The organism is Caulobacter hibisci, assembly GCF_016135805.1.
Lineage (GTDB): Bacteria > Pseudomonadota > Alphaproteobacteria > Caulobacterales > Caulobacteraceae > Caulobacter > Caulobacter hibisci.
Genome location: NZ_JADWOX010000003.1, coordinates 211,826 through 230,659 on the forward strand (window position 1 = coordinate 211,826; position 18,834 = coordinate 230,659).

Genomic DNA, 18,834 nt, shown 5'->3' on the forward strand with positions numbered 1-18,834 from the left:
CGGGATTTACGCCGCTTGCGCCGCCTTGGCGAGCCGGCCGCATCACGGCATGGTCGCGGCGATGGCCGCCTCCCAGAAACCCGCGATAACTCTCGTCAGGAAACGCCCCGCGACCAAGCGGATCTCGCCCGCCGAGCGCGAGCGGGTGCGCATCCTGTTCGAGCGCTTCGAGAGTCTCGAACTTCGGCCCAAGACCGAGCTGAACTATTCCAACCCCTATGAGCTGGTCACCGCCGTCGCCCTGTCGGCCCAGGCCACCGACGTGCAGGTCAACAAGGCCACCGGCCCGCTGTTCCAGGTCGCGGGCAGCGCCGAAAAGATGCTGGAACTCGGCGAGGATGGGCTGATCAAGTACATCGCCTCGATCGGCCTGTTCCGCACCAAGGCCAAGAACGTCATCGCCTCGGCCCACATCCTGATGGACCGCTATGGCGGGCAGGTGCCGCTGAACCGCGAGGCGCTGGAAAGCCTGCCGGGCGTGGGCCGCAAGACCGCCAGCGTGGTGCTGAACGAGCTGGACGTCGAGCCGGCCATCGCCGTCGACACCCACGTGTTCCGCGTCTCGCACCGCCTGAAGCTGTCGGCCGGCAAGACGCCTGACGCGGTCGAGGACGACCTGATGCGGATCGTGCCGGGCCCGTACCAGACCCGCGCCCACCACTGGCTGATCCTGCACGGCCGCTATGTCTGCATCGCCCGCAAGCCCAAGTGCGAGATCTGCAAGATCGCGGATCTCTGTCCGTCGATCGGGCTGTTCTGAGGCGTCGGGACACGCGCTTTCGGCATTTTCGCCGCCCCGCGCGAACCATGGGTTGCGCCAGGGCCCAGCTTCTGGTCTTGCAGCGCGCAGTGCGCCTTTCGCGACCGGGGTGATCGTCGTGACGTCCAAGACCAAGTACGGGCGGATCCTCGCCGCGACCCTGACTCTGGCGCCGGCGCCGTGGCTGGGCGGCGCGGGCTCCGTCCTCGCCGATCCGGGGATCATCGCGCCCGCGTTCAGCGAAAAGACCTATGTGATCACCCGCGGCGCCGAGGGCAGCATCACCACCGGCCGGATGAGCCTGGCAGGCCGCGGCCTGCCCGATCCCCTGCCGGCGACCTTCGCCTGGAAGGGCGAGGTTCTGGAGCACCGGCCCACCGGCCTGCGCTTCCCCAGGACCCACGCGGGATGCCGCCTGGCCGGGATCGCGCCGCTGGACGCGACCGGCTACCAGCGTGGCGGCCAGGTCGAGTACGACTGCCGCCCCGAGACCGGCCTGACCTATGTCACCGTGGTGTTCGAGGGCGGCGCCTCGTCCCTGGCCAAGAAGAAGCCCGAGGTGTTTCCCTATGTCCTGGCCCAGATCGCCGCGGGCATTACGACACGCGAGTCCAAGACCTACACCGCGCCTTGCAAGCTGGTCGATCTGACCGCCGTGTCCGGCCACGTCAATCGCGGCTTCGTGGGCGCCTCATGCGGGGCGCGCTGGGCCACGGAGGAGGGCGGCGAGCAGTTCGGCACCGCCGCCTACATCCTCGGGCGCGGCCAGACCTATGCGGCCTTCACCAGCACCTGCGCCGGAGAAAAGGCCTGCGACGCCCGCCTCACGAAGCTGGGTCCATTCCTCGACAGCTTCGACGTGTCGACGATGAAGGGGCGCTGACCCGTCAGCCGACGCGAGCGTCCGGCTTGAACCGCGTGGCCATCACCATCATCGCCACGACGCCGAAGGCCATCAGCAGCCAGGCGCCCGACAGGTCGGACGAGGCGTCGCGCACCCAGCCGGCCAGGAACGGCATGACGCTGGCCATGACGTAGCCGCCGCCCTGGACGAAGGCCATCAGGTCGCCGGCCTGGTCGGGGTCGGCGGCGTGGTCGAGGGTGACGATCAGCGACAGCGGGAAGATCGCGCCGATGCCCGCGCCCAGCAGGCAGACGGCCGGCAGGACCAGCCACGGCGCGAGCAGCAGGAAGCCGATGCCGGCCAGCAGCGAGGTCAGGGCGACGGCGAGCAGGGGACGGCGGTCGGGGCGGCGGGCGATGGCGGCGGACACGGCCAAGCCCGCGGTGACTTCGCAGACTGTCAGGGCCGACAGGGCGTAGCCGGCCTGGTCGGCGGTCAGGCCGCGGCTGGCGTAGAACGGCGGAAACCAGGCCAGCACCAGGGTGTAGGCGCCGGTGCCGACGCCGAAGAAGGTCAGCAGCAGCCAGGCGCGGGGGCTCTTCCACAGGGCGTTCCGGCGAACGGCGACGGGACCGCCGGCCGGGGCGGCGGCGGGCGAGCGGCGGGTCGCGCCGGTCCACAGCAGCAGGGCCAGCACGGCGGGAAGGGCCCACAGGCCAAACATCGCCTGCCAGCCGGCCAGGCGGGTCAGGCCCGTCGCACCGGCCGCGGCCACGGCGGCGCCGGCCATGATGCCGGTGGTATAGAGCCCCGTCAGGCGGGCGGCGTCGTCGCCGGCGAAGCGCTTGATGAAGCCGGGCATCAGGGCCTGGACGGCGGCGACGCCGATCCCGACCAGGGCGGCGCTGGCGAACAGGCCCGAAAGGCCGGGCCACACCGCGCGCAGGCCGCAGGCGACGGCGATGGCGACGAGGCCGGCGGCCACGCCCTTGCGCTCGCCAAGCGCCCGCCGCAGCGGTGCGGCCAGCAGGGCGCCCAGGCCCATCAGCAGGATCGGCAGGGTGGTCAGCAGGCCGGCCGCCGCCGACGAGGCGCCGGTGGCGGCCTTGACGGTGTCGAGCACCGGCCCGAGCGCGGCCAGGGCCGGGCGCAGGTTCAGGGCCGCGACGACGATCGCCGCGATGGTGAGCAGGGCGCCGCTTTTGGCGGCATGTCGCGACGCAAGGGCCGATTGGCGCGCCTTGGCGTCTTCTTCGTAAGCGAGGACCACGATATATCTCGAAGGAAAGTATCTTGATGGCGAGATATATCCGATGACGGCGAAAGCCAAGCGTCACGACCGCGCAGGCGCGGCCTCGGTCCAATGGCGGCGCGAGCGGCCAGACCTCGATCCGTTCCCGATGGAGCTGGTAGGCCGCCTGTGCGAGGCGGCCGAGATCGTGCTGAAGGACCGGCTTGCGCCGTTGTTCGCGGCCCACGGCCTGCAGCGCGGCGAGTTCGACGTGCTGGCCACCCTGCGCCGGGCCGGCGGCGACTTCGCCCTGACGCCGACCGACCTCTACGAGACGGCCATGGTCTCATCGGGCGGCATGACCGCCCGCATCGACCGGCTGGAGAAGATGGCCCTCGTCGAACGCCGGCCCCATCCGAGCGACCGGCGGGGCACGCTGGTGGCGCTGACGGGCGAGGGCCTGGCGGTGCTCGACAGGATCCTGCCGCTGCATATCGACAACGAGCGGGCGCTTTTGGCGGCGCTCGACGATGAGGAGCAGCAGGTGCTGAGCGGCCTGTTGGCCAAGCTGCTGGTGGGGCTCGAGGCGGAGTAGCGGGTGAAAACCTCGCCCTTCGACAGGCTCAGGGTGAGGTTTTTCAATCGCCGAGCCTATCCTTGGTCCTCATCCTGAGCTTGTCGAAGGACGAGGACCACGCAGTGCTTTGGCAGAAGCCTAAAGCCCCAGCCCCAGACCGCCGCGCGCCTTGGGCGGGTTGATGTGGCCGGCCTCGCGGGCGCGGGTCCAGTTCAGCTTCTCGATGTTTTCGCGGAAGGCAAAACGCAGGATGTGGTCGGCGACCACCTGCTCCAGCCTGGCCAGGGCCTCGAAGTCGTCGGCCTCGACGGTGATGTCGAGGCCTTCGGCGTCGGCCGTCATGCGGCAGGGGCCCAGCGGCAGCGGGAAGGCCGCCGTGCTCTCGGTCAGCTCGACCTCGAACTTGTGGCCCCAGTGCTTGGCCAGCTGGGTCATGTAGCGGGCGGCCTTGTCGGTGACGAGGCGGGCGTGGCTCTGCATGGCTCTGCTCCTTGGCTCCCCGACGTCAGACAGCTTCGATCGCCGCGGCCGCGTCGTCCAGGGCCTTGGCCACGGCCGCGATCTGCTCGGCCGACAGGGCGCCGGCGTGCAGCTTGAGCCGCAGGGCGGTCTTGAGGTTCTCGCGGGCCCGCAGGATCTGCGGCGCGAAGGCGGCGCTGCGCGAGGCGGCTTCGGCCATGCGGGCGAAGAGGCCGTTCACCGGCTGGGCGTTGGCGTCCAGGAAGACCTGGCCTTCGTCGGTGAGGGTGTAGAGCTTCTTGCCGCCGCCGGCGTCGGTCGCGGCGACGTAGCCGAGCTCTTCCAGCAGGGTCAGGGTCGGGTAGATCACGCCCGGGCTGGGGCTGTAGGCGCCGCCGGCCGCGGTCTCGACCGCCTTGATAAGCTCGTAGCCGTGGCTGGGCTTCTCGGCGATCAGCTTCAGGACCACCAGGCGCAGGTCGCCGTGGTCGAAGAACCGGCCGCCGCCGCGCGGACCGCCGCGGCCGAAGCCCCGACCGCCCATGCCGCCGCCGTGCTCGCGACCGTCGAAGCCGAAGGGATGGCGGCTGTGATGACCGCCGTGGCGGCCGTGGTGGGGATGGTGATGACGTCCAAACATGTATGCTCTTTCGATGCAGTTTCGTTATATCGAAATGATAGATATATCGAAATCGCAGGACGTCAAGAGCTGTTTAGATATATCTGATGCTATCGGTTTGCGACCGGCTTGGGAAAGGCCTGGGTGCAGACCTCTTCGCCGAAGGCGTCGCTGAGCTGCTCTTCGGCCTCGCCCATCTTGATGACGGCCAGGCGGCCGCCGACGATCGTCTTGCCGATGGCGTAGTCGCCGACCACCTTGCCGGTGCGCACGTCGACCAGTCGGGCCTTGCCGCGCAGGACGTTGGCGCCGGCGACCAGGGCGGTCATGGCCGGATTGGCCTTGTCGAAGCGGTCCAGCTTGGCCTCCAGCCGCAGCGGCCGGTCACCCTTGGCGCAGCCGTCGAGCTTGGCCTGGACGTGCTGCTTGAAGAGGGCGTCGAAGCCGTCGGTGACCTTGAGGTCGCCACGCGTCAGCCGCACCTCGGAGACCTTGGCCTGGGCGCGCCAGTCGGCCGGCAGGGTCTCGACCGCCGTACTGCGCGAAAGGCTGACGCAGCCGCTAGCCATCGTCGCAACGCCCAGCAGGGCCAAGATCGTCGCCGTCTTCATCGCGTGCTCCAGTTCCGGTCCCGGCAGCAACGCGCCGAGCGGGGAAAGGTCGCAGAGTCGGAGAACGATGGTTGGACGAAGGCGCTGAGAGCGGCTTCCATCGGCCATCACCCCCCCTTGAGGAAGTCATCGCCCGACTTGTTCGGGCGACCCAAGCGGCCGGTCAGGATGTGGCTAAGTCGGCTTGGGTCGCCCGCATGAAGCGGGCGATGACTTCTGGTGGGGGTGGCCGTTCAACGAAGACGCGGCGATCAGGCCGCGCGCAGGGTCTCGGCCAGGAGCCGCCCCTCGGGGGCGCGGCTGGAGCCGGCGCGCCAGGCGACGACGATCTCGCGGCTGGACTGGGCGGTGTTCAGCGGCCGCACGGTCACCGGGGCGTTCTCGGCAAGGCCCGCTTGCACGGCCATGGCCGGCAGGAACGACACCCCCAGGCCCGAGCCGATCATCTGCACCAGGGTGGGTAGGGAGGTGGCCGCGAAGCTTTCGTCCTCGCCGTTGGTCTTGGGCGGCTCCAGGCCGCAGGCCGACAGGGCATGGTCGCGCAGGCAGTGGCCGTCTTCCAGCAGGATCAGGTCCTGGCCGTCGAGGCTGGACGGATCGACCCGGTCCTGCAGGGCCATCGGGTGGTTGGCGGGCGCGGCGGCCAGCAGTTCGTCGTCTTCGACATGGGCCCAGTCCAGGCCGCTCATGTCGTAGGGCAGGGCGATCAGGGCGGCGTCCAGCGAGCCGGCCTTCAGCGAGGCGATCAGGCGCTGGGTCAGGTCCTCGCGCAGGAACAGGCGCAGCTTGGGGAACTGGTCGCGCAGCATCGGCAGGGCGCGCGGCAGCAGGTAGGGCGCGACGGTCGGGATCACCCCCAGGCGGAAGCGGCCGGCCAGCGGCTGGCCCGCGCCGCGGGCGGCCTGCACCAGGTCTTCGGTTTGGGCGAGGATGGCGGTGGCGCGGCGCACGGCCTCCTGGCCGGCGGCGGTCAGGATCACGCCCGAGCGGGCCCTGTCGACCACCGGGGCGCCGAGGATCTTCTCCAGCTCCTGGATGCCGGCCGACAGGGTGGGCTGGGTGACGTAGCAGGCCTCGGCCGCCCGGCTGAACGAGCCGTGCTCGGACAGGAGCTTGAGGTACTGCATCTGGCGAAGGGTGGGGAGCATGGCTCCGATATAGGCCCGATCTATCGAAAAGCCAAAACCGATCGACCGATAGCGACGCCCTCTCGCTCTGAAACGCCGATCATGCGCATCTCCCGGGCACGAACCCCTCCGGACTGCGCCCATGCCGCCCCTCGACGCCCTCGCCTCGACCCTGCCCGCCTACGCCCGCGACGTGGCGACCAATCTGCGGGTGCTGAGCGAGGAGACCGTGCTGGGCGAGGCGGCCAGATGGGGCTGCTTCGTCGCCTGCGCCCATGCGGTCGGACCGGCGGCGCTGGTGCGTGCGGCGAGCGCCGCGGCGCTGGAGGCCGGGGTTTCGGCGGAGACGATCGCCGCGGTCAAGGCGGCGGCCGCGACCATGGCCATGAACAACGTCTACCACCGCGCCATCCACCTGATGGACAACGCCGAGTACCGCGCCCTGCCCTCTCGGCTGCGGATCAACGTGACACGCAATCCCGGCGCGCCGCGCGTCGACTTCGAGCTGTGGTCGCTGGCCGTGTCGGCGATCAATGGCTGCGGCGCGTGCCTGGACGCCCATGAGGAAGAGCTGCGGGCGCTGGGCGTAACCGCGCTTCAGGTGCAGGCGGCCCTGCGCATCGCGGCCGTCGTCCATGCGGCGGGCCGGGTGCTGGCGGCGGAGGCGGTTTAGGTTCTTTTTCAAGAAGTCATCGCCCGCTTCATGCGGGCGACCCAAGCTGACTTGGCCAATTCTGACGCGCCGCTTGGGTCGCCCGGACAAGCCGGCCGATGACTTTCTTTTGTTTGTTAGGCCTTTTGAAGCTGAAGCCTCTACATCGCCGACTTCACCGCCTTGGCGAACGCCGCCCCGTGGTCGTGGGCGTGTTCGAGGAAGAGGTCGGGCTCGATGATCTCCAGCTCCATCAGCTGGGGCGTGTGGTCGAGGCCGCGGATCAGGTCGACGCGGGCGTAGGTCAGGGGCTGGCCGACGGCGTCCAGCACCATGCGGGCGGCGTGCAGGGCCTCGGGCTCGGGCGCGATCTCGGAGACCTTGCCGCCATACTGCGGCTGCACCCGGAAGTCGCCGGGCACGGCCACCTTGGTCACCGCGTGGCTGAAGGCGCCGTCGAAGAAGAACAGCGACAGCTCGCCCTCCTCGCCCACCGCCGGCAGGAACGGCTGGATCAGCGCAGGACCGGTCGGCGCGCCGGAAAGGTCGAAGTCGCGGCCGAGCTTCACCGTCTGGTGCGAGCCGCCGGAGACCTGCGGCTTGGCGACCACGACATCGACCTGGAAGCGATCGCGGGCCTCGACCACCGCCTCGGGCGTGACCTTGTCGAGCGTGACGGTCGGCACCACCGGCGCGCCCTTGGCGGCCAGTTCGGACAGATAGGTCTTGGCGGTGTTCCAGCGCAGCAGGGCTGGCGGATTGGCCGTGCGCACGCCGGCCGCCTCCAGGGCGTCGATCCGCGCATGCCATTCCGGCTCGCGATGGTGATAGCCCCATGACAGCAGCGGCAGGACGATCCCCTGCCCGCCCGCCTCGACCGGATCGGTCCAGGACCGCGAGGCGACGCTCAGGCCCAGCGCCCGCAGCGGCGCGGCCAGGCGCTCGAACAGCGGCGGCCAGCTCTGGGCGAAGCGCGGCTCGTCGGCGGCGGGGACCAGGATCAGGACGTCGGGAAAGGTCGTGCTCATGCCCACAGGGTTAGAAAGCCGCACCATATCGGGCAAGCCCCGCGTTGCCTTGCCGGCCCCGTTCCTTTACTTGCCAACGGTTCTCTTTTCGCAGTCCCCATCGGAACCGCCCCATGACCGCCCTCTACGACGTCGCAGCCATCGGCAACGCCATCGTCGATGTCATCGCCCAGTGCGACGACGCCTTCCTGGACGCCCAAGGGCTCGTGAAGGGCTCGATGGCGCTGATTGACACGACGCGCGCGGCCAGCCTGTACGACGCCATGGCGGCCGGCATCGAGGCCTCGGGCGGCAGCGCCGGCAACACCGTGGCGGGCGTGGCCAGCTTCGGCGGCAAGGCCGCCTTCATCGGCAAGGTCGCCGACGACCAGCTGGGCCGGGTGTTCACCCACGACATGCGCGCCATCGGCGGAACCTTCACCACCCCGCCGCTAGCCGAAGGCCCGGCGACCGCCCAGTGCCTGATCAACGTCACCCCCGACGCCCAGCGCACCATGTCGACCTATCTGGGCGCCTGCGTCGAGCTGACCGCCGCCGACGTCGATCCGGCGATCATCGAGGCCGCCCAGTACGCCTATCTGGAAGGCTACCTGTTCGACCCGCTGGAAGCCCGCCGCGCCTTCGCCAAGGCGGCCGCCCTGAGCCACGGCGCCGGGCGCAAGATCGCCATCACGCTTTCCGACAGCTTTGTCGTCGACCGCCACCGCGAGGCCCTGCTGGGCTTCGTCGAGACCCAGTGCGACATCGTCTTCGCCAACGCCTCGGAAGTCTGCGCCCTGTTCCAGACCGACGATTTCGACGCGGCCGTGAAGGCCCTGGCTTCGCGGGTCGAGATCGCCGCCGTCACCCGAAGCGAAAAGGGTTCGGTGGTCGCCCAGGGCGACAGCGTTCAAGAAATCTCCGCCTTCCCGGTGGAAAAAGTCGTGGACACGACGGGCGCGGGCGACCAATACGCCGCAGGTTTCCTCTACGGCCTGTCCCAGGGCCGCTCGCTGGCCGACTGCGGCAAGCTGGGCTCCCTGGCCGCCGCCGAGGTGATCGCCCACTATGGTCCGCGCCCGCAGGTCAAGCTGCGCGAGCTGGCCGCCCAGAACGGACTCTAACCACCCAAGGCCCCCCGGGGCCTTCAAGGACGAAGCATGGCCCGCACCGCTGAAGTGGTCCGCGAGACGAAGGAGACCCAGATCCGGGTCTGGATCGATCTCGACGGGACCGGCGCCTCGACGATCTCGACCGGCATTGGTTTCTACGACCATATGCTGGAGAGCTTCGCGCGCCACGGCGGCTTCGACCTGAAGATCGAGACCAAGGGCGACCTGCACATCGACATGCACCACACGGTGGAAGACACCGGGATCGTGCTGGGTCAGGCGATCAACAAGGCGCTGGACGGCTTCAAGGGCATCCGGCGCTTCGGTCACGCCTATATCCCGATGGACGAGACGCTGACGCGTTGCGCCATCGACCTGTCGAACCGCGCCTATCTGATCTGGAAGGTCGAGTTCAAGCGGCCCAAGGTCGGCGAGATGGACACCGAGCTCTTCAAGGAGTTCCACCACGCCTTCGCGATGAACTGCGGCGCGTGCATCCATCTGGAGACCCTGTACGGCGACAACACCCACCACGTGGCGGAGAGCGGCTTCAAGGCGCTTGCCCGGGCCCTGCGCCAGGCGGTGGAGTTCGATCCGAAGACCGGCGGCCAGGCGCCGTCGACCAAGGGCGTACTGTAGGTTCCATGCAAACTCTCGCCCTGATCGACTACGGGTCGGGCAACCTGCGATCGGCGGAAAAGGCCTTGAACGAGGCCGCCCGCCGGCGCGGCGTCGCCGCCTCCATCGTCGTCACAGCCGACCCCGACATCGTGGCCAAGGCCGACCGGGTGTTCCTGCCCGGCGTCGGCGCCTTCGCCTCGTGCCGCGCGGGCCTGGACGCCTCGGGCGTCTATGAAGCCATGAACGAGGCCGTGCACCAGCGCGGCGCGCCGTTCATGGGCATCTGCGTCGGTCACCAGCTGCTCGCCACCGAGGGCCTGGAGTTCGGCGTCACGCCGGGCCTGGACTGGATCTCCGGCCAGGTGACCAGGCTCGAACCGACCGACCCTTCGCTGACCATCCCGCACATGGGCTGGAACGCCATCGCCTTCCGCCGCGCTCATCCCCTGTTCGTGGGGATCGAGGACGGCGCCCACATGTACTATGCCAATTCCTTCGCGCTCTCGGCGGCCGATCCGGCCGACGTGGTGGCGACCAGCGACCACGGCGGCGCGTTCGTCGCGGCGGTGGCCAAGGGGAATGTCGCGGGCGTACAGTTCCACCCCGAAAAATCACAAGCCGCCGGGCTCGCCCTGCTCGCCAACTTCCTGGAATGGCGCCCATGATCCTCTATCCCGCCATCGACCTGAAGGACGGCCAGTGCGTGCGCCTGCTGCACGGCGACATGGACAAGGCCACGGTCTTCAACAACAGCCCGGCCGACCAGGCCCAGCGGTTCGTCAAGGACGGCTTCTCGTGGCTGCACGTGGTCGACCTGAACGGCGCCATCGAGGGCAAGTCGGTCAATACCGACGCCGTGCAATCGATCCTGGAGTCGATCTCGATCCCGGTGCAGCTGGGCGGCGGCATCCGCACCCTGGAAGGCATCGAGGCCTGGATCGAAGCCGGCGTGTCCCGCGTGATCCTCGGCACCATCGCCGTCCACGATCCGGAGCTGGTCAAGAAGGCCGCCCGCCTGTGGCCCGAGCAGATCGCCGTGGCGGTCGACGTGCGTGACGGCAAGGTCGCGGTCGACGGCTGGACCGGCCTGTCGGACATCGACGCCATCACCCTGGGCAAGCGCTTCGAGGACGCGGGCGTCGCCGCCCTGATCGTCACCGACATCAGCCGCGACGGCGCCCTGACCGGCGTCAATGTCGAGGGCGTGGGCGAACTGGCCGACGCCGTCTCGATCCCCGTCATCGCCTCGGGCGGCGTGGCCGCGGTGGCCGACATCGAGCGGCTGAAGGCCCGCAAGGGCGTCGAGATCGCCGGGGCGATCCTGGGCCGCTCGCTCTACGCCGGCACCATCAAGCCCTCCGAAGCCCTGGTCGCGGCGGCGCTCTGATGCTGAAGACCCGGATCATTCCTTGCCTCGACGTCAAGGACGGCCGGGTCGTCAAGGGCGTCAACTTCGTCGACCTGCGCGACGCGGGCGACCCCGTCGAGCAGGCCGCCGCCTATGACGCGGCCGGCGCCGACGAGCTGATGTTCCTCGACATCACCGCCTCCAGCGAGGGTCGCGGCCTGATCCTGGACGTGATCTCGCGCACCGCCGAGGTCTGCTTCATGCCCGTCTCGGTGGGCGGGGGCGTGCGCCAGGTGGCCGACATGCGCCGCCTGCTGCTGGCCGGGGCCGACAAGGTCTCGACCAACACCGCCGCCGTCGAGAACCCCGACCTGATCGCCGCCGGCGCCGACGCCTTCGGGGCCCAGTGCGTGGTGGTGGCCATCGACGCCAAGGCCCGGCCCGACGGCTCGGGCTGGAACGTCTGGACCTATGGCGGCCGCAAGGACACCGGTCTCGACGTCGTCGACTGGGCCGCCAACGCAGTCGAACGCGGGGCGGGTGAACTCCTGCTGACCTCGATGGACCGCGACGGCGCCAAGATCGGCTACGACATTCCTCTGCTGCAGGCCGTGACCGACGCGGTCAACGTGCCGGTGATCGCCTCGGGCGGCGCGGGCAAGACCGAGCACCTGGTGGAAGCCGCCCGCGACGGCCACGCCGCCGCCGTGCTGGCCGCCTCGATCTTCCACTTCGGCGAGATCTCGATCGGCCAGGCCAAGGCCGCCATGGCCGCGGCCGGCGTGCCGGTGCGCCTGGATCCAGCCGCATGAGCCGGTTGTTCGAGGTCCTGGAGCGCCTGGCCGCTACGGTCGAGAGCCGCAAGGGCGGCGACCCGGGCGCGTCCTACACCGCCAAGCTGCTGAACGATCCGGCCCTGGCCGCCAAGAAGCTGGGCGAGGAAGCCGTCGAGACGGTGATCGCCGCCGTGGCTCAGGGGCCCGAGGCCCTGGCGGCTGAGAGCGCCGACCTGCTGTACCACTGGCTGGCGTTGATGGCGGCGGCCGGGGTGTCGCTGGACGCCGTGGCCGAGAAGCTCGAGGCCCGCGAGGGGACTTCGGGGCACGCGGAAAAGGCGGCGCGGGGCGGCTGATCCTTCTGGCCGGAAGGTCGGCTCACGACACTTTCCGGATCTATTCAATAACACCCGTCATTCCCGCCCTTGTGGCGGGAACCCCTCTGTCCGCCGCAAAAGCGGGAGGGGCGGACTGCCGGGCAGTCCGCAGGCGTCTCACGTGTCAGCTGAACCAGGGTTTCCCGCCACAAGGGCGGGAATGACGGGAGGTAAGAAGCGGCGCCCTCAGCCCGACATCACCCCTTCCGCTTCAGCGCCACGTAGAGCGCGCCCTCGCCGCCGTGGCGTTGGTCGGCCGGCGACACCCCGGCGATCATCTCGCGCAGGGCCGGGGCGGCCAGCCACTCGGGCGTGCGCTGGCGCAGGACGCCGTGGCCGATCTTGCCCTTGCCGGTGATCACCAGCACCGCCCGGTGGCCGTCGTCGAACGCCCGGCGGATGAAGCGCTCCAGGGTGGCGCGGGCCTGGTCCTGGTCGAGGCCGTGCATGTCCAGCCGCGCGCCGATCGGGTCATGGGCCTTGGCGATGCGGCGGTGGCGGTTGGGCTCGATGCGCTCGGGCGGCGGCTTGGCGGCCTTGGGCTTGGGCTTGAGCGCCGGAATGTCGGCCGGGTCGATGCGCAGCGGCGCGATCGAGGCCAGGCGGGTCGGCGGGGCGACCTCGGCGGCGTGACCCATCAGCTCGGTCTTGGCCGGACGAACCTTGACCTTGGCGCGCATCTTCAGCGGCGCCTCGCCGGCCTTGGCGCGCACGGTGGAGGCCACCAGCCGCCAGAGGCGCTGGCCGTCGTCTTGGGGCGGCCCCTTGCTCATCGGCCTAGAACTGGGACTGGGGGACCAGACGCCACAGGCGCAGGTCGTGGCGCACGCGGCCGGCCTCGGTTCCGGCAGCCTGGCCGGTGCCCATGTAGAGGTCGGCCCGCACCGCGCCCTTGATGGCGCCGCCGGTGTCCAGCGCCATCACCGCGCGGCGATAGGTCGGAAAGGCCCCTGCCAGCTTGGGCGCGCTGGCGTCGATCCAGTAGAGGCCGCCCAGGGCGTTCTGGCTGGGATCGACGGCGATGGCCCGGCCAGCCGGCAGCGGCACATTGGCCGCGCCCGTGGCCTGGCGGCCGTCGTCGGGGAGGGTCTGGAAGAACACGTAGCGCGGGTTCAGGCGCATGATCTCGTCGGCCCGGGGACCGCGATTGGCCGCCAGCCAGCCGCGGATGGCCTCGCCCGAGGTGTCGCCGTCGGCCAGCAGGCCGCGGTCGCGCATGGCCGTGGCGATGCCGACGAAGGGCTTGCCGTTATGGGCGGCGAAGGCGGCGCGAACCCGGCGGCCGTCGGGCAGGGTCAGGACGCCCGAGCCCTGGATCTGCAGGAAGAACAGGTCCTCGGGCCGCATCCAGGCCAGGGGACGGTCCAGCGGCGAGGCCTCGATGGCGGCGCGGTCGTCATAGGGAACAAAGCCCGCCCCGGCGACGCGGCCGGCGATGGTCTTGCCCTTCAGGCTGGGATCGAAGCCGCCGAGGTCGAGCATGACCAGGTCGGCCGGCCGGCCGCGCACCGGGGCGCTGAACTCGGCCGAGCGCGACATGCGGGCGTCGTATTCGGGGGCGAAATAGGCGGTGAGCAGGCCCTGGCCGGCGATCGGCTCGGGGCGGAAATTGGCCTCCAGGAACAGCCGCGCGCGGGCGTCGTCGACCGGGCCGGCGGCGCGGGCCTTGCGGCAGATCCCGGCCGTGGCCGCATCCTTGGAGACGCCGCAGGTCTCGCGGAAGGCCTGCAGGGCGGCGGCGTGGTCTTCCTCGCTCCAGCCTTGCAGGGCCGCGAAACTGCCGGTCGCGGGCGCCGGAGGCTGTTGCGGCGTCGGTTGCGGAGCCTGGGTCGAGGGCGAGACCGGCGTGGTCGGGGCGATGGGCGGCGGCGGCGTGGCCGTCGTACAGGCGGCCAGCAGCAGCGCGGCCGCCGCGGCGGTCAGGACGTTGCGCAGCATCAGGCTTCGGCGACCGCGACGCGCACCAGGGTCCAGTTGGGGTCGCGGCTCTTGAGGTCGCGCTCGAAGGTCCAGAGGTCGGCCGTGCGGCGGTCGTCCACGGCGTCGCCGGCGGCGCTGCTGGAGCGGGTGCGCACCTCGGCCAGGATCCGCACCACGGCGCGGCCGACGTCGCCGTCGACGGCGGCGCTGTCGAGGTCGACGCGCGGCGGGGCCAGGATCTCGACGCTCTCGGTGCGGCCGTCGGCCTCGCGGGCGACGATGGCGGCCTCGAAATTGGCCATGACGTCGGGGGCCAGCAGCGGCTTTAGGGTCTCGCGATCGCCGGCGGCGAAAGCCTTGAGGATCATCGCATAGGCCTGGCGGGCGCCCGTCAAAAAGCGGCCGACGTCGAAATCGGGCTGGCGGGCGCGCAGGGCGGCCACGCCGGTAGCGGCGACGGCGGGCACGGGCTCGGCGTTGTCGGCCGGACGGCCGGCGGCCGGGGCCGCCACGGCGGCGGGCGTGTCCTCGGGCTGACGGCCGACGCGGCGCCCGAGGGTCGCGTACAGCTGGTAGAGGACGACGGCGGCGAGCACCGCGAAGACGATCAGTTCAGGCACGACAAATTCCGCAACGGGCCGTCGATGGCGACGACAGCCTTCCTATATAGGCGAAGCGACCGCCCGCGTCAGGCGCCTGACGTTGCACGGCGTTCTTGCACATGTTAGCAGCGCCGCTCACGCCTAGCGGCCGGGCGTCCCGCGCCGAGTATGGAAAAACCGTTCATGACCGACATCACCGGCGCTCCGTCCGCCGCCCAGGACGACAACGAAGCCGCCGCCGCCGGCATCCGCATCGTCGCCCAGTTCGTTCGCGACCTCTCGTTCGAAAACCCGCTGGCTCCGGATTCGCTCCGCGCCGCCGCCGAACAACCGGCGATCGACATGGGCGTCGAGATGAACGCCCGCGGCCGCAACGACGGCCTGTTCGAAGTCGACCTGAAGCTGTCGGCCCGCGCCACCCGCGGCGAAACCGCCGTGTTCCACGTCGAGGTCGTCTATGGCGGCCTGTTCCACATCAACGGCGTGCCGGAAGAAGCCCTCGAGCAGGTCCTGCTGATCGAGTGCCCGCGCTTCCTGTTCCCGTTCGCCCGTCGCCTGATCGCCGACGTCACCAGCGAAGGCGGCTTCCCGCCGTTCCTGATCGACCCGATCGACTTCGCCGGCGTCTACGCCGCGCGCAAGGCCCAGGCCGAAGGCGCGCCGGTCGGCAACGCCTAAGTCCAGGCGCACGCCACCCGAAAACGAAGAAGGCCCGGAGCGAAAGCCCCGGGCCTTTCTTTTTGTCGCCCGCCGGCGGCGCGGCTAGGGCTGAAGCCGGTAGCCGCCCGCCTCGGTGATCAGGATCCGCGCCACGGCCGGATCGGGTTCGATCTTCTGGCGCAGGCGGTAGACGTGGGTTTCCAGCGTGTGGGTGGTGACGCCGGCGTTGTAGCCCCAGACCTCGGTCAGCAGCTCCTCGCGCGACACCGGCTTGGAGCCGGCGCGGTAGAGGTACTTGAGGATGTTGGTTTCCTTCTCGGTCAGCCGCACCTTCTTCTGCTTGTCGTCGACGAGCAGCTTGGCCGAGGGCCGGAACTCGTAGGGACCGATGCGGAAGAGCGCGTCCTCCGAAGCCTCGTAGCTGCGCAGCTGGGCGCGGATGCGGGCCAGCAGCACCCCGAAGCGGAAGGGCTTGGTGACGTAGTCGTTGGCGCCCGATTCCAGGCCCAGGATGGTGTCGCTGTCGCTGGCGGCGGCCGTGAGCATGATCACCGGCGCGGTGACGCCGTTCTTGCGCATCAGCCGGCAGGCCTCGCGGCCGTCCATGTCGGGCAGGTCGACGTCGAGCAGGATCAAGTCCGGCTTGATCTCGCGGGCCTGGCGCACGCCTTCGCCGGCGGTGGCGCACTCGGCCACGGCGAATTCCTCGTGCAGGGCGAGCTGTTCGGCCAAGGCGCCGCGCAGGTCGTCGTCGTCGTCGATGAGAAGCAGGGTCTTGCGTTGCGCCATGAGCCGGAACATGACCGTTGCGAGGCCCGGCGCCAAGGGGCGAGGGCTTGCGGGAGCTGGGTTTGCGATGATCTTCCAGGCGCGGGCGGCCGGAAACACCCATAGCATCGACCTGGGCGACGGCCAGACGGTGCGCTGCGCCCTCGGCAAGGCCGGGGTGATCGCCGCCGCCGACAAGCGCGAGGGCGACAACCGGAGCCCGCTGGGGACCTGGACGATCCGGCAGGTGCTGTACCGCCCCGACGTCTATCCGGACGGCCCCAGCACCGCCCTACCCGTCGCCCCGATCGCGCCGGACGACGGCTGGTGCGATGCGCCGGGCGATCCCAACTACAATCGCCCGGTCAAGCTGCCCTACCCCGCCAGCGCCGAGCGGATGTGGCGCGACGACAGCGTCTATGACCTGGTCGGGATCCTGGCCCACAACGACGATCCACCGGTTCCAGGGATGGGCTCGGCGATCTTCCTGCACCTGGCGCGGGAGGGGTATCCCGGCACGGAGGGCTGCGTGGCCCTGGCGCGGGCGGATATCGAGGCGCTGCTGGCGAAGGCGCAGCCGGGGGATGCGGTGGGGATCTCGGAGGCTTGAGGATCACCAAATTCAGAAGTCATCGCCCGCTTCATGCGGGCGACCCAAGCCGACCTAGCCACATCCTGACAGGCCGCTTGGGTCGCCCGAACAAGTCGGGCGATGACTTCTGTTTATTGACTGCGGTTGGGATCGATCAGCGAGAACCGAACAGCGCCGAGCCGACGCGCACCGAGGTCGCGCCGCAGGCCACCGCCACTTCGAAATCGTCGCTCATGCCCATGGAGAGCTTGGCGACGCCGTTGCGGGCGGCGATGTCCGCGAGCATGCGGAAATGCGGCGCGGGGTCCTCGTCGGCGGGCGGGATGCACATCAGGCCTTCGACGTTCAGGCCGTAGGTCTCGCGACAGGCCGCCACGAAGGCGTCGGCCTCGGCGGGGATGATTCCGGCCTTCTGGGGCTCCTCGCCAGTGTTCACCTGCACATAGAGGCGCGGGGCCTTGCCCTGGGCTTGGATCTCGTCGGCCAGCACGCGGGCCAGCTTTTCGCGGTCGAGGGTCTCGATGACGTCGAAGAAGGCCACCGCGTCGCGGGCCTTGTTGGTCTGCAGCGGGCCGATCAGGCGCAGCTCGATCTGGCCACGGTGCTGCGCCCAGCGTTCCTTGGCCTCCTGCACACGGTTCTCGCCGAAAACCCGCTGGCCCCCGTCGAAGACCGGGGCGATATGGTCCCAGGGCTGCAGCTTCGACACCGCCACCAGCTGGACGGCGTCGGCCGGGCGGCCGGCGGCCAGGCTCGCGGCGGCGATGCGGGAACGGATGGAGATCAGGGCTTCGGACATGGCGAACCAGGGAACGGACAGTCTGGAGACCCTCTCTAGAACGGCCGCGCGGCTTCGCCCATGGGCCTGGCCGGGCGATCCCCTGCCCCGGCTGCTGTTTTTCACCGATCCGGTCCGTACGCCCGACCCCGAAGCCGTCGCCGAACGCCTGCCGGCCGGCGCCGGGATCGTCTACCGACCGTTCGACTCGCCCGACGCGGTCGAGCGCGGCCTGCGCCTGGCCGCCATCGCCCGCCGGCGGGGCCTGCTGCTGCTGGCCGGCGCCGATCCGGCCCTGGCCGAGGCGATCGGCGCGGCCGGCCTGCACCTGCCCGAGCGCCTGGTGGAGACCGCGCCGGCGATCCGCGCCGCCCATCCGGCCTGGCGACTGACCGCGGCGGCGCACGATGCGGCGGCGGCGCGGGCGGCCGAGTTGGCGGGGGTGGAGGCTCTGGTCGTCTCGCCGGTCTTCGCGAGCAACAGCCCCTCGGCTGGAACGCCGCTGGGCGTGGAGGGCTTAGCGGCGATCGCGAGCCTGACCGCCCTGCCCGTCTATGCCCTGGGCGGGGTCAGCGCCGAGACTTCGGACGCCCTGATCGATGCGGGGATCTACGGCTTGGCGGGGATAGAGGGGTTCGGCTGATCATCTCCCCCTCCCTCTCTCAAAGAGAGAGGGTTCCTAGGCAGAGGCCAGCGCGCACGAACGAGCTCCCGGCTTGAGCCGAGATAGCTGGAAGATTTGAAATCTTTGGGATCGAGCTAGACGCTCGGATCAGAACTTGAACGCCGTCTCGAGCTTCACGCGCGGGGCGGGCTCGCGGGTTTCGTTCTTGCGGGCGGCCAGGGCGGGGTTGTTCTCGCCCAGGGCCACAGCGCCGCCGACGCGGATCGACGGGGTGACCTTGAAATAGGCCCCGGCCTGGACGTCCTTCAGCTCCATGTCGCGCCCGACCGGCTGGTCGAGGTCGAGCTTCAGGCCCCACTTGCCCTTGCGAGCGTCGAATTCGAGGGTCTTCTTCGGGCCTTGCGGGCTGAACGGGGCGCCTTGCGAGCCGGTGAAGTCGTTCTTCACGGCGAAGTCGGCCGTAGCCGGCGCGGTGCGGGTCTTGGTCTGGGCGTGCGCAATCGAAGCCGATCCCGTCAGGATCAACGCGGCGGCTGCGCCGGCCATCACATACTGGGTCGCGACCTTGGTCACTCGACACCTGTCCCCAAAATTACCCCTGCCCGCACCTATATAGGCACGAACACCCTGAACGCCGAATAAAGGCCGGAATACAACGCGGTCAACAGGCCTTGGATCACGCTGATCGTCGCAGGTTACGATTCAAGCGGCGCCTGTGGCGGTCATGTCACGCGATTCCTGTTTTGACGTCGCGCGGCCATGCTATAG

Annotated in this window: 25 protein-coding genes; 13 read left to right on the forward strand and 12 right to left on the reverse strand. The window is 70.1% G+C overall.

The annotated features are described in order from the left end of the window. Positions 1-49: 49 nt before the first annotated feature. Together nth and I4Q42_RS07055 are read left to right on the forward strand one after the other, a co-directional pair. Complete coding sequence (gene nth, locus I4Q42_RS07050; RefSeq protein ID WP_198575486.1) at positions 50-760, forward strand: endonuclease III; 711 nt, start codon at positions 50-52, stop codon at positions 758-760. 118 nt (positions 761-878) lie between these two features. After that, positions 879-1,643, forward strand: coding sequence for a hypothetical protein (locus I4Q42_RS07055; protein WP_198575350.1), 765 nt, complete (start codon positions 879-881; stop codon positions 1,641-1,643). A 4-nt stretch (positions 1,644-1,647) separates the two neighbouring features. Here the strand turns inward: I4Q42_RS07055 and I4Q42_RS07060 are convergent, their stop codons facing one another. After that, complete coding sequence (locus tag I4Q42_RS07060) at positions 1,648-2,874, reverse strand: MFS transporter (protein ID WP_332873035.1); 1,227 nt, start codon at positions 2,872-2,874, stop codon at positions 1,648-1,650. A gap of 43 nt (positions 2,875-2,917) precedes the next feature. Between I4Q42_RS07060 and I4Q42_RS07065 the strand changes: the two genes are divergently transcribed. Continuing rightward, the gene (locus I4Q42_RS07065) at positions 2,918-3,430 is read left to right on the forward strand and encodes a MarR family winged helix-turn-helix transcriptional regulator (RefSeq protein ID WP_198575351.1); all 513 of its coding nucleotides are present in this window, start codon (positions 2,918-2,920) and stop codon (positions 3,428-3,430) included. A 120-nt stretch (positions 3,431-3,550) separates the two neighbouring features. Here the strand turns inward: I4Q42_RS07065 and I4Q42_RS07070 are convergent, their stop codons facing one another. From I4Q42_RS07070 to I4Q42_RS07085, 4 genes are all read right to left on the reverse strand, one after another. Further along, on the reverse strand, positions 3,551-3,892 hold the full coding sequence (locus I4Q42_RS07070) for a DUF2218 domain-containing protein (protein WP_198575352.1): 342 nt from the start codon (positions 3,890-3,892) through the stop codon (positions 3,551-3,553). A gap of 25 nt (positions 3,893-3,917) precedes the next feature. Next, positions 3,918-4,511 carry a PadR family transcriptional regulator gene (locus I4Q42_RS07075; RefSeq protein WP_198575353.1) on the reverse strand — a complete coding sequence of 198 codons (594 nt, stop codon included), beginning with the start codon at positions 4,509-4,511 and terminating at the stop codon, positions 3,918-3,920. Positions 4,512-4,600: 89 nt separating this feature from the next. Then, entirely contained in the window at positions 4,601-5,101 is a 501-nt protein-coding gene (locus I4Q42_RS07080) for a hypothetical protein (protein ID WP_198575354.1), read from the reverse strand. 251 nt (positions 5,102-5,352) lie between these two features. Then, entirely contained in the window at positions 5,353-6,249 is an 897-nt protein-coding gene (locus tag I4Q42_RS07085; RefSeq protein ID WP_198575355.1) for a hydrogen peroxide-inducible genes activator, read from the reverse strand. A 121-nt stretch (positions 6,250-6,370) separates the two neighbouring features. On the opposite strand from I4Q42_RS07085, the gene I4Q42_RS07090 reads away from it, so the two are divergent. After that, positions 6,371-6,901: a carboxymuconolactone decarboxylase family protein gene (locus I4Q42_RS07090; RefSeq protein ID WP_198575356.1), complete on the forward strand. Its 531-nt coding sequence runs from the start codon at positions 6,371-6,373 to the stop codon at positions 6,899-6,901. A 140-nt stretch (positions 6,902-7,041) separates the two neighbouring features. On the opposite strand, the gene I4Q42_RS07095 is transcribed toward I4Q42_RS07090, so the two are convergent. Beyond that, positions 7,042-7,908, reverse strand: coding sequence for an ATP-grasp domain-containing protein (locus tag I4Q42_RS07095; RefSeq protein WP_198575357.1), 867 nt, complete (start codon positions 7,906-7,908; stop codon positions 7,042-7,044). A 113-nt stretch (positions 7,909-8,021) separates the two neighbouring features. Here I4Q42_RS07095 and I4Q42_RS07100 point away from each other — a divergent pair, with 113 nt between their 5' ends. Genes I4Q42_RS07100 through I4Q42_RS07125 form a run of 6 tightly spaced genes read left to right on the forward strand, consistent with a single transcriptional unit; the run spans position 8,022 to position 12,100 of the window. After that, positions 8,022-9,011 carry an adenosine kinase gene (locus tag I4Q42_RS07100; protein WP_198575358.1) on the forward strand — a complete coding sequence of 330 codons (990 nt, stop codon included), beginning with the start codon at positions 8,022-8,024 and terminating at the stop codon, positions 9,009-9,011. 36 nt (positions 9,012-9,047) lie between these two features. Beyond that, positions 9,048-9,638: an imidazoleglycerol-phosphate dehydratase HisB gene (gene hisB / locus I4Q42_RS07105; protein WP_101713144.1), complete on the forward strand. Its 591-nt coding sequence runs from the start codon at positions 9,048-9,050 to the stop codon at positions 9,636-9,638. A gap of 5 nt (positions 9,639-9,643) precedes the next feature. Then, a complete protein-coding gene (gene hisH / locus I4Q42_RS07110; protein WP_198575359.1) occupies positions 9,644-10,285 on the forward strand; it encodes an imidazole glycerol phosphate synthase subunit HisH in 642 nt (213 codons plus the stop codon). After that, on the forward strand, positions 10,273-11,007 hold the full coding sequence (gene hisA / locus I4Q42_RS07115) for a 1-(5-phosphoribosyl)-5-[(5-phosphoribosylamino)methylideneamino]imidazole-4-carboxamide isomerase (protein WP_198575360.1): 735 nt from the start codon (positions 10,273-10,275) through the stop codon (positions 11,005-11,007). Before hisH ends, hisA begins: the two co-directional genes overlap by 13 nt. Continuing rightward, a complete protein-coding gene (gene hisF / locus I4Q42_RS07120) occupies positions 11,007-11,780 on the forward strand; it encodes an imidazole glycerol phosphate synthase subunit HisF (RefSeq protein WP_198575361.1) in 774 nt (257 codons plus the stop codon). Before hisA ends, hisF begins: the two co-directional genes overlap by 1 nt. Next, positions 11,777-12,100, forward strand: coding sequence for a phosphoribosyl-ATP diphosphatase (locus tag I4Q42_RS07125; protein WP_198575362.1), 324 nt, complete (start codon positions 11,777-11,779; stop codon positions 12,098-12,100). Before hisF ends, I4Q42_RS07125 begins: the two co-directional genes overlap by 4 nt. Positions 12,101-12,318: 218 nt before the next feature. Here the strand turns inward: I4Q42_RS07125 and I4Q42_RS07130 are convergent, their stop codons facing one another. The 3 genes from I4Q42_RS07130 to timA are packed head-to-tail and all read right to left on the reverse strand — an operon-like array spanning position 12,319 to position 14,661. Then, positions 12,319-12,894 (reverse strand): Smr/MutS family protein, encoded by a 576-nt coding sequence (locus I4Q42_RS07130; RefSeq protein WP_198575363.1) that lies wholly within the window; start codon positions 12,892-12,894, stop codon positions 12,319-12,321. A 4-nt stretch (positions 12,895-12,898) separates the two neighbouring features. Beyond that, complete coding sequence (gene mltA / locus I4Q42_RS07135) at positions 12,899-14,059, reverse strand: murein transglycosylase A (RefSeq protein ID WP_198575364.1); 1,161 nt, start codon at positions 14,057-14,059, stop codon at positions 12,899-12,901. Next, positions 14,059-14,661 (reverse strand): TIM44-related membrane protein TimA, encoded by a 603-nt coding sequence (gene timA, locus I4Q42_RS07140; protein ID WP_198575365.1) that lies wholly within the window; start codon positions 14,659-14,661, stop codon positions 14,059-14,061. The genes mltA and timA overlap by 1 nt, the downstream gene beginning before the upstream one ends. 165 nt (positions 14,662-14,826) lie before the next feature. Here timA and secB point away from each other — a divergent pair, with 165 nt between their 5' ends. Next, complete coding sequence (secB, locus tag I4Q42_RS07145) at positions 14,827-15,321, forward strand: protein-export chaperone SecB (protein WP_198575366.1); 495 nt, start codon at positions 14,827-14,829, stop codon at positions 15,319-15,321. A gap of 84 nt (positions 15,322-15,405) precedes the next feature. Here the strand turns inward: secB and I4Q42_RS07150 are convergent, their stop codons facing one another. Beyond that, complete coding sequence (locus I4Q42_RS07150; protein ID WP_198575488.1) at positions 15,406-16,092, reverse strand: response regulator transcription factor; 687 nt, start codon at positions 16,090-16,092, stop codon at positions 15,406-15,408. A 67-nt stretch (positions 16,093-16,159) separates the two neighbouring features. Between I4Q42_RS07150 and I4Q42_RS07155 the strand changes: the two genes are divergently transcribed. Beyond that, the gene (locus tag I4Q42_RS07155) at positions 16,160-16,681 is read left to right on the forward strand and encodes a L,D-transpeptidase family protein (RefSeq protein ID WP_198575367.1); all 522 of its coding nucleotides are present in this window, start codon (positions 16,160-16,162) and stop codon (positions 16,679-16,681) included. A 136-nt stretch (positions 16,682-16,817) separates the two neighbouring features. Here I4Q42_RS07155 and I4Q42_RS07160 read toward each other — a convergent pair whose 3' ends face one another. Further along, positions 16,818-17,462: a YggS family pyridoxal phosphate-dependent enzyme gene (locus I4Q42_RS07160; RefSeq protein ID WP_198575368.1), complete on the reverse strand. Its 645-nt coding sequence runs from the start codon at positions 17,460-17,462 to the stop codon at positions 16,818-16,820. On the opposite strand from I4Q42_RS07160, the gene I4Q42_RS07165 reads away from it, so the two are divergent. Continuing rightward, entirely contained in the window at positions 17,461-18,084 is a 624-nt protein-coding gene (locus tag I4Q42_RS07165; RefSeq protein WP_198575369.1) for a thiamine phosphate synthase, read from the forward strand. The genes I4Q42_RS07160 and I4Q42_RS07165 overlap by 2 nt on opposite strands. Positions 18,085-18,213: 129 nt before the next feature. Here I4Q42_RS07165 and I4Q42_RS07170 read toward each other — a convergent pair whose 3' ends face one another. Further along, positions 18,214-18,639: an NtrZ family periplasmic regulatory protein gene (locus I4Q42_RS07170; RefSeq protein ID WP_332873036.1), complete on the reverse strand. Its 426-nt coding sequence runs from the start codon at positions 18,637-18,639 to the stop codon at positions 18,214-18,216. Positions 18,640-18,834: the final 195 nt, after the last annotated feature.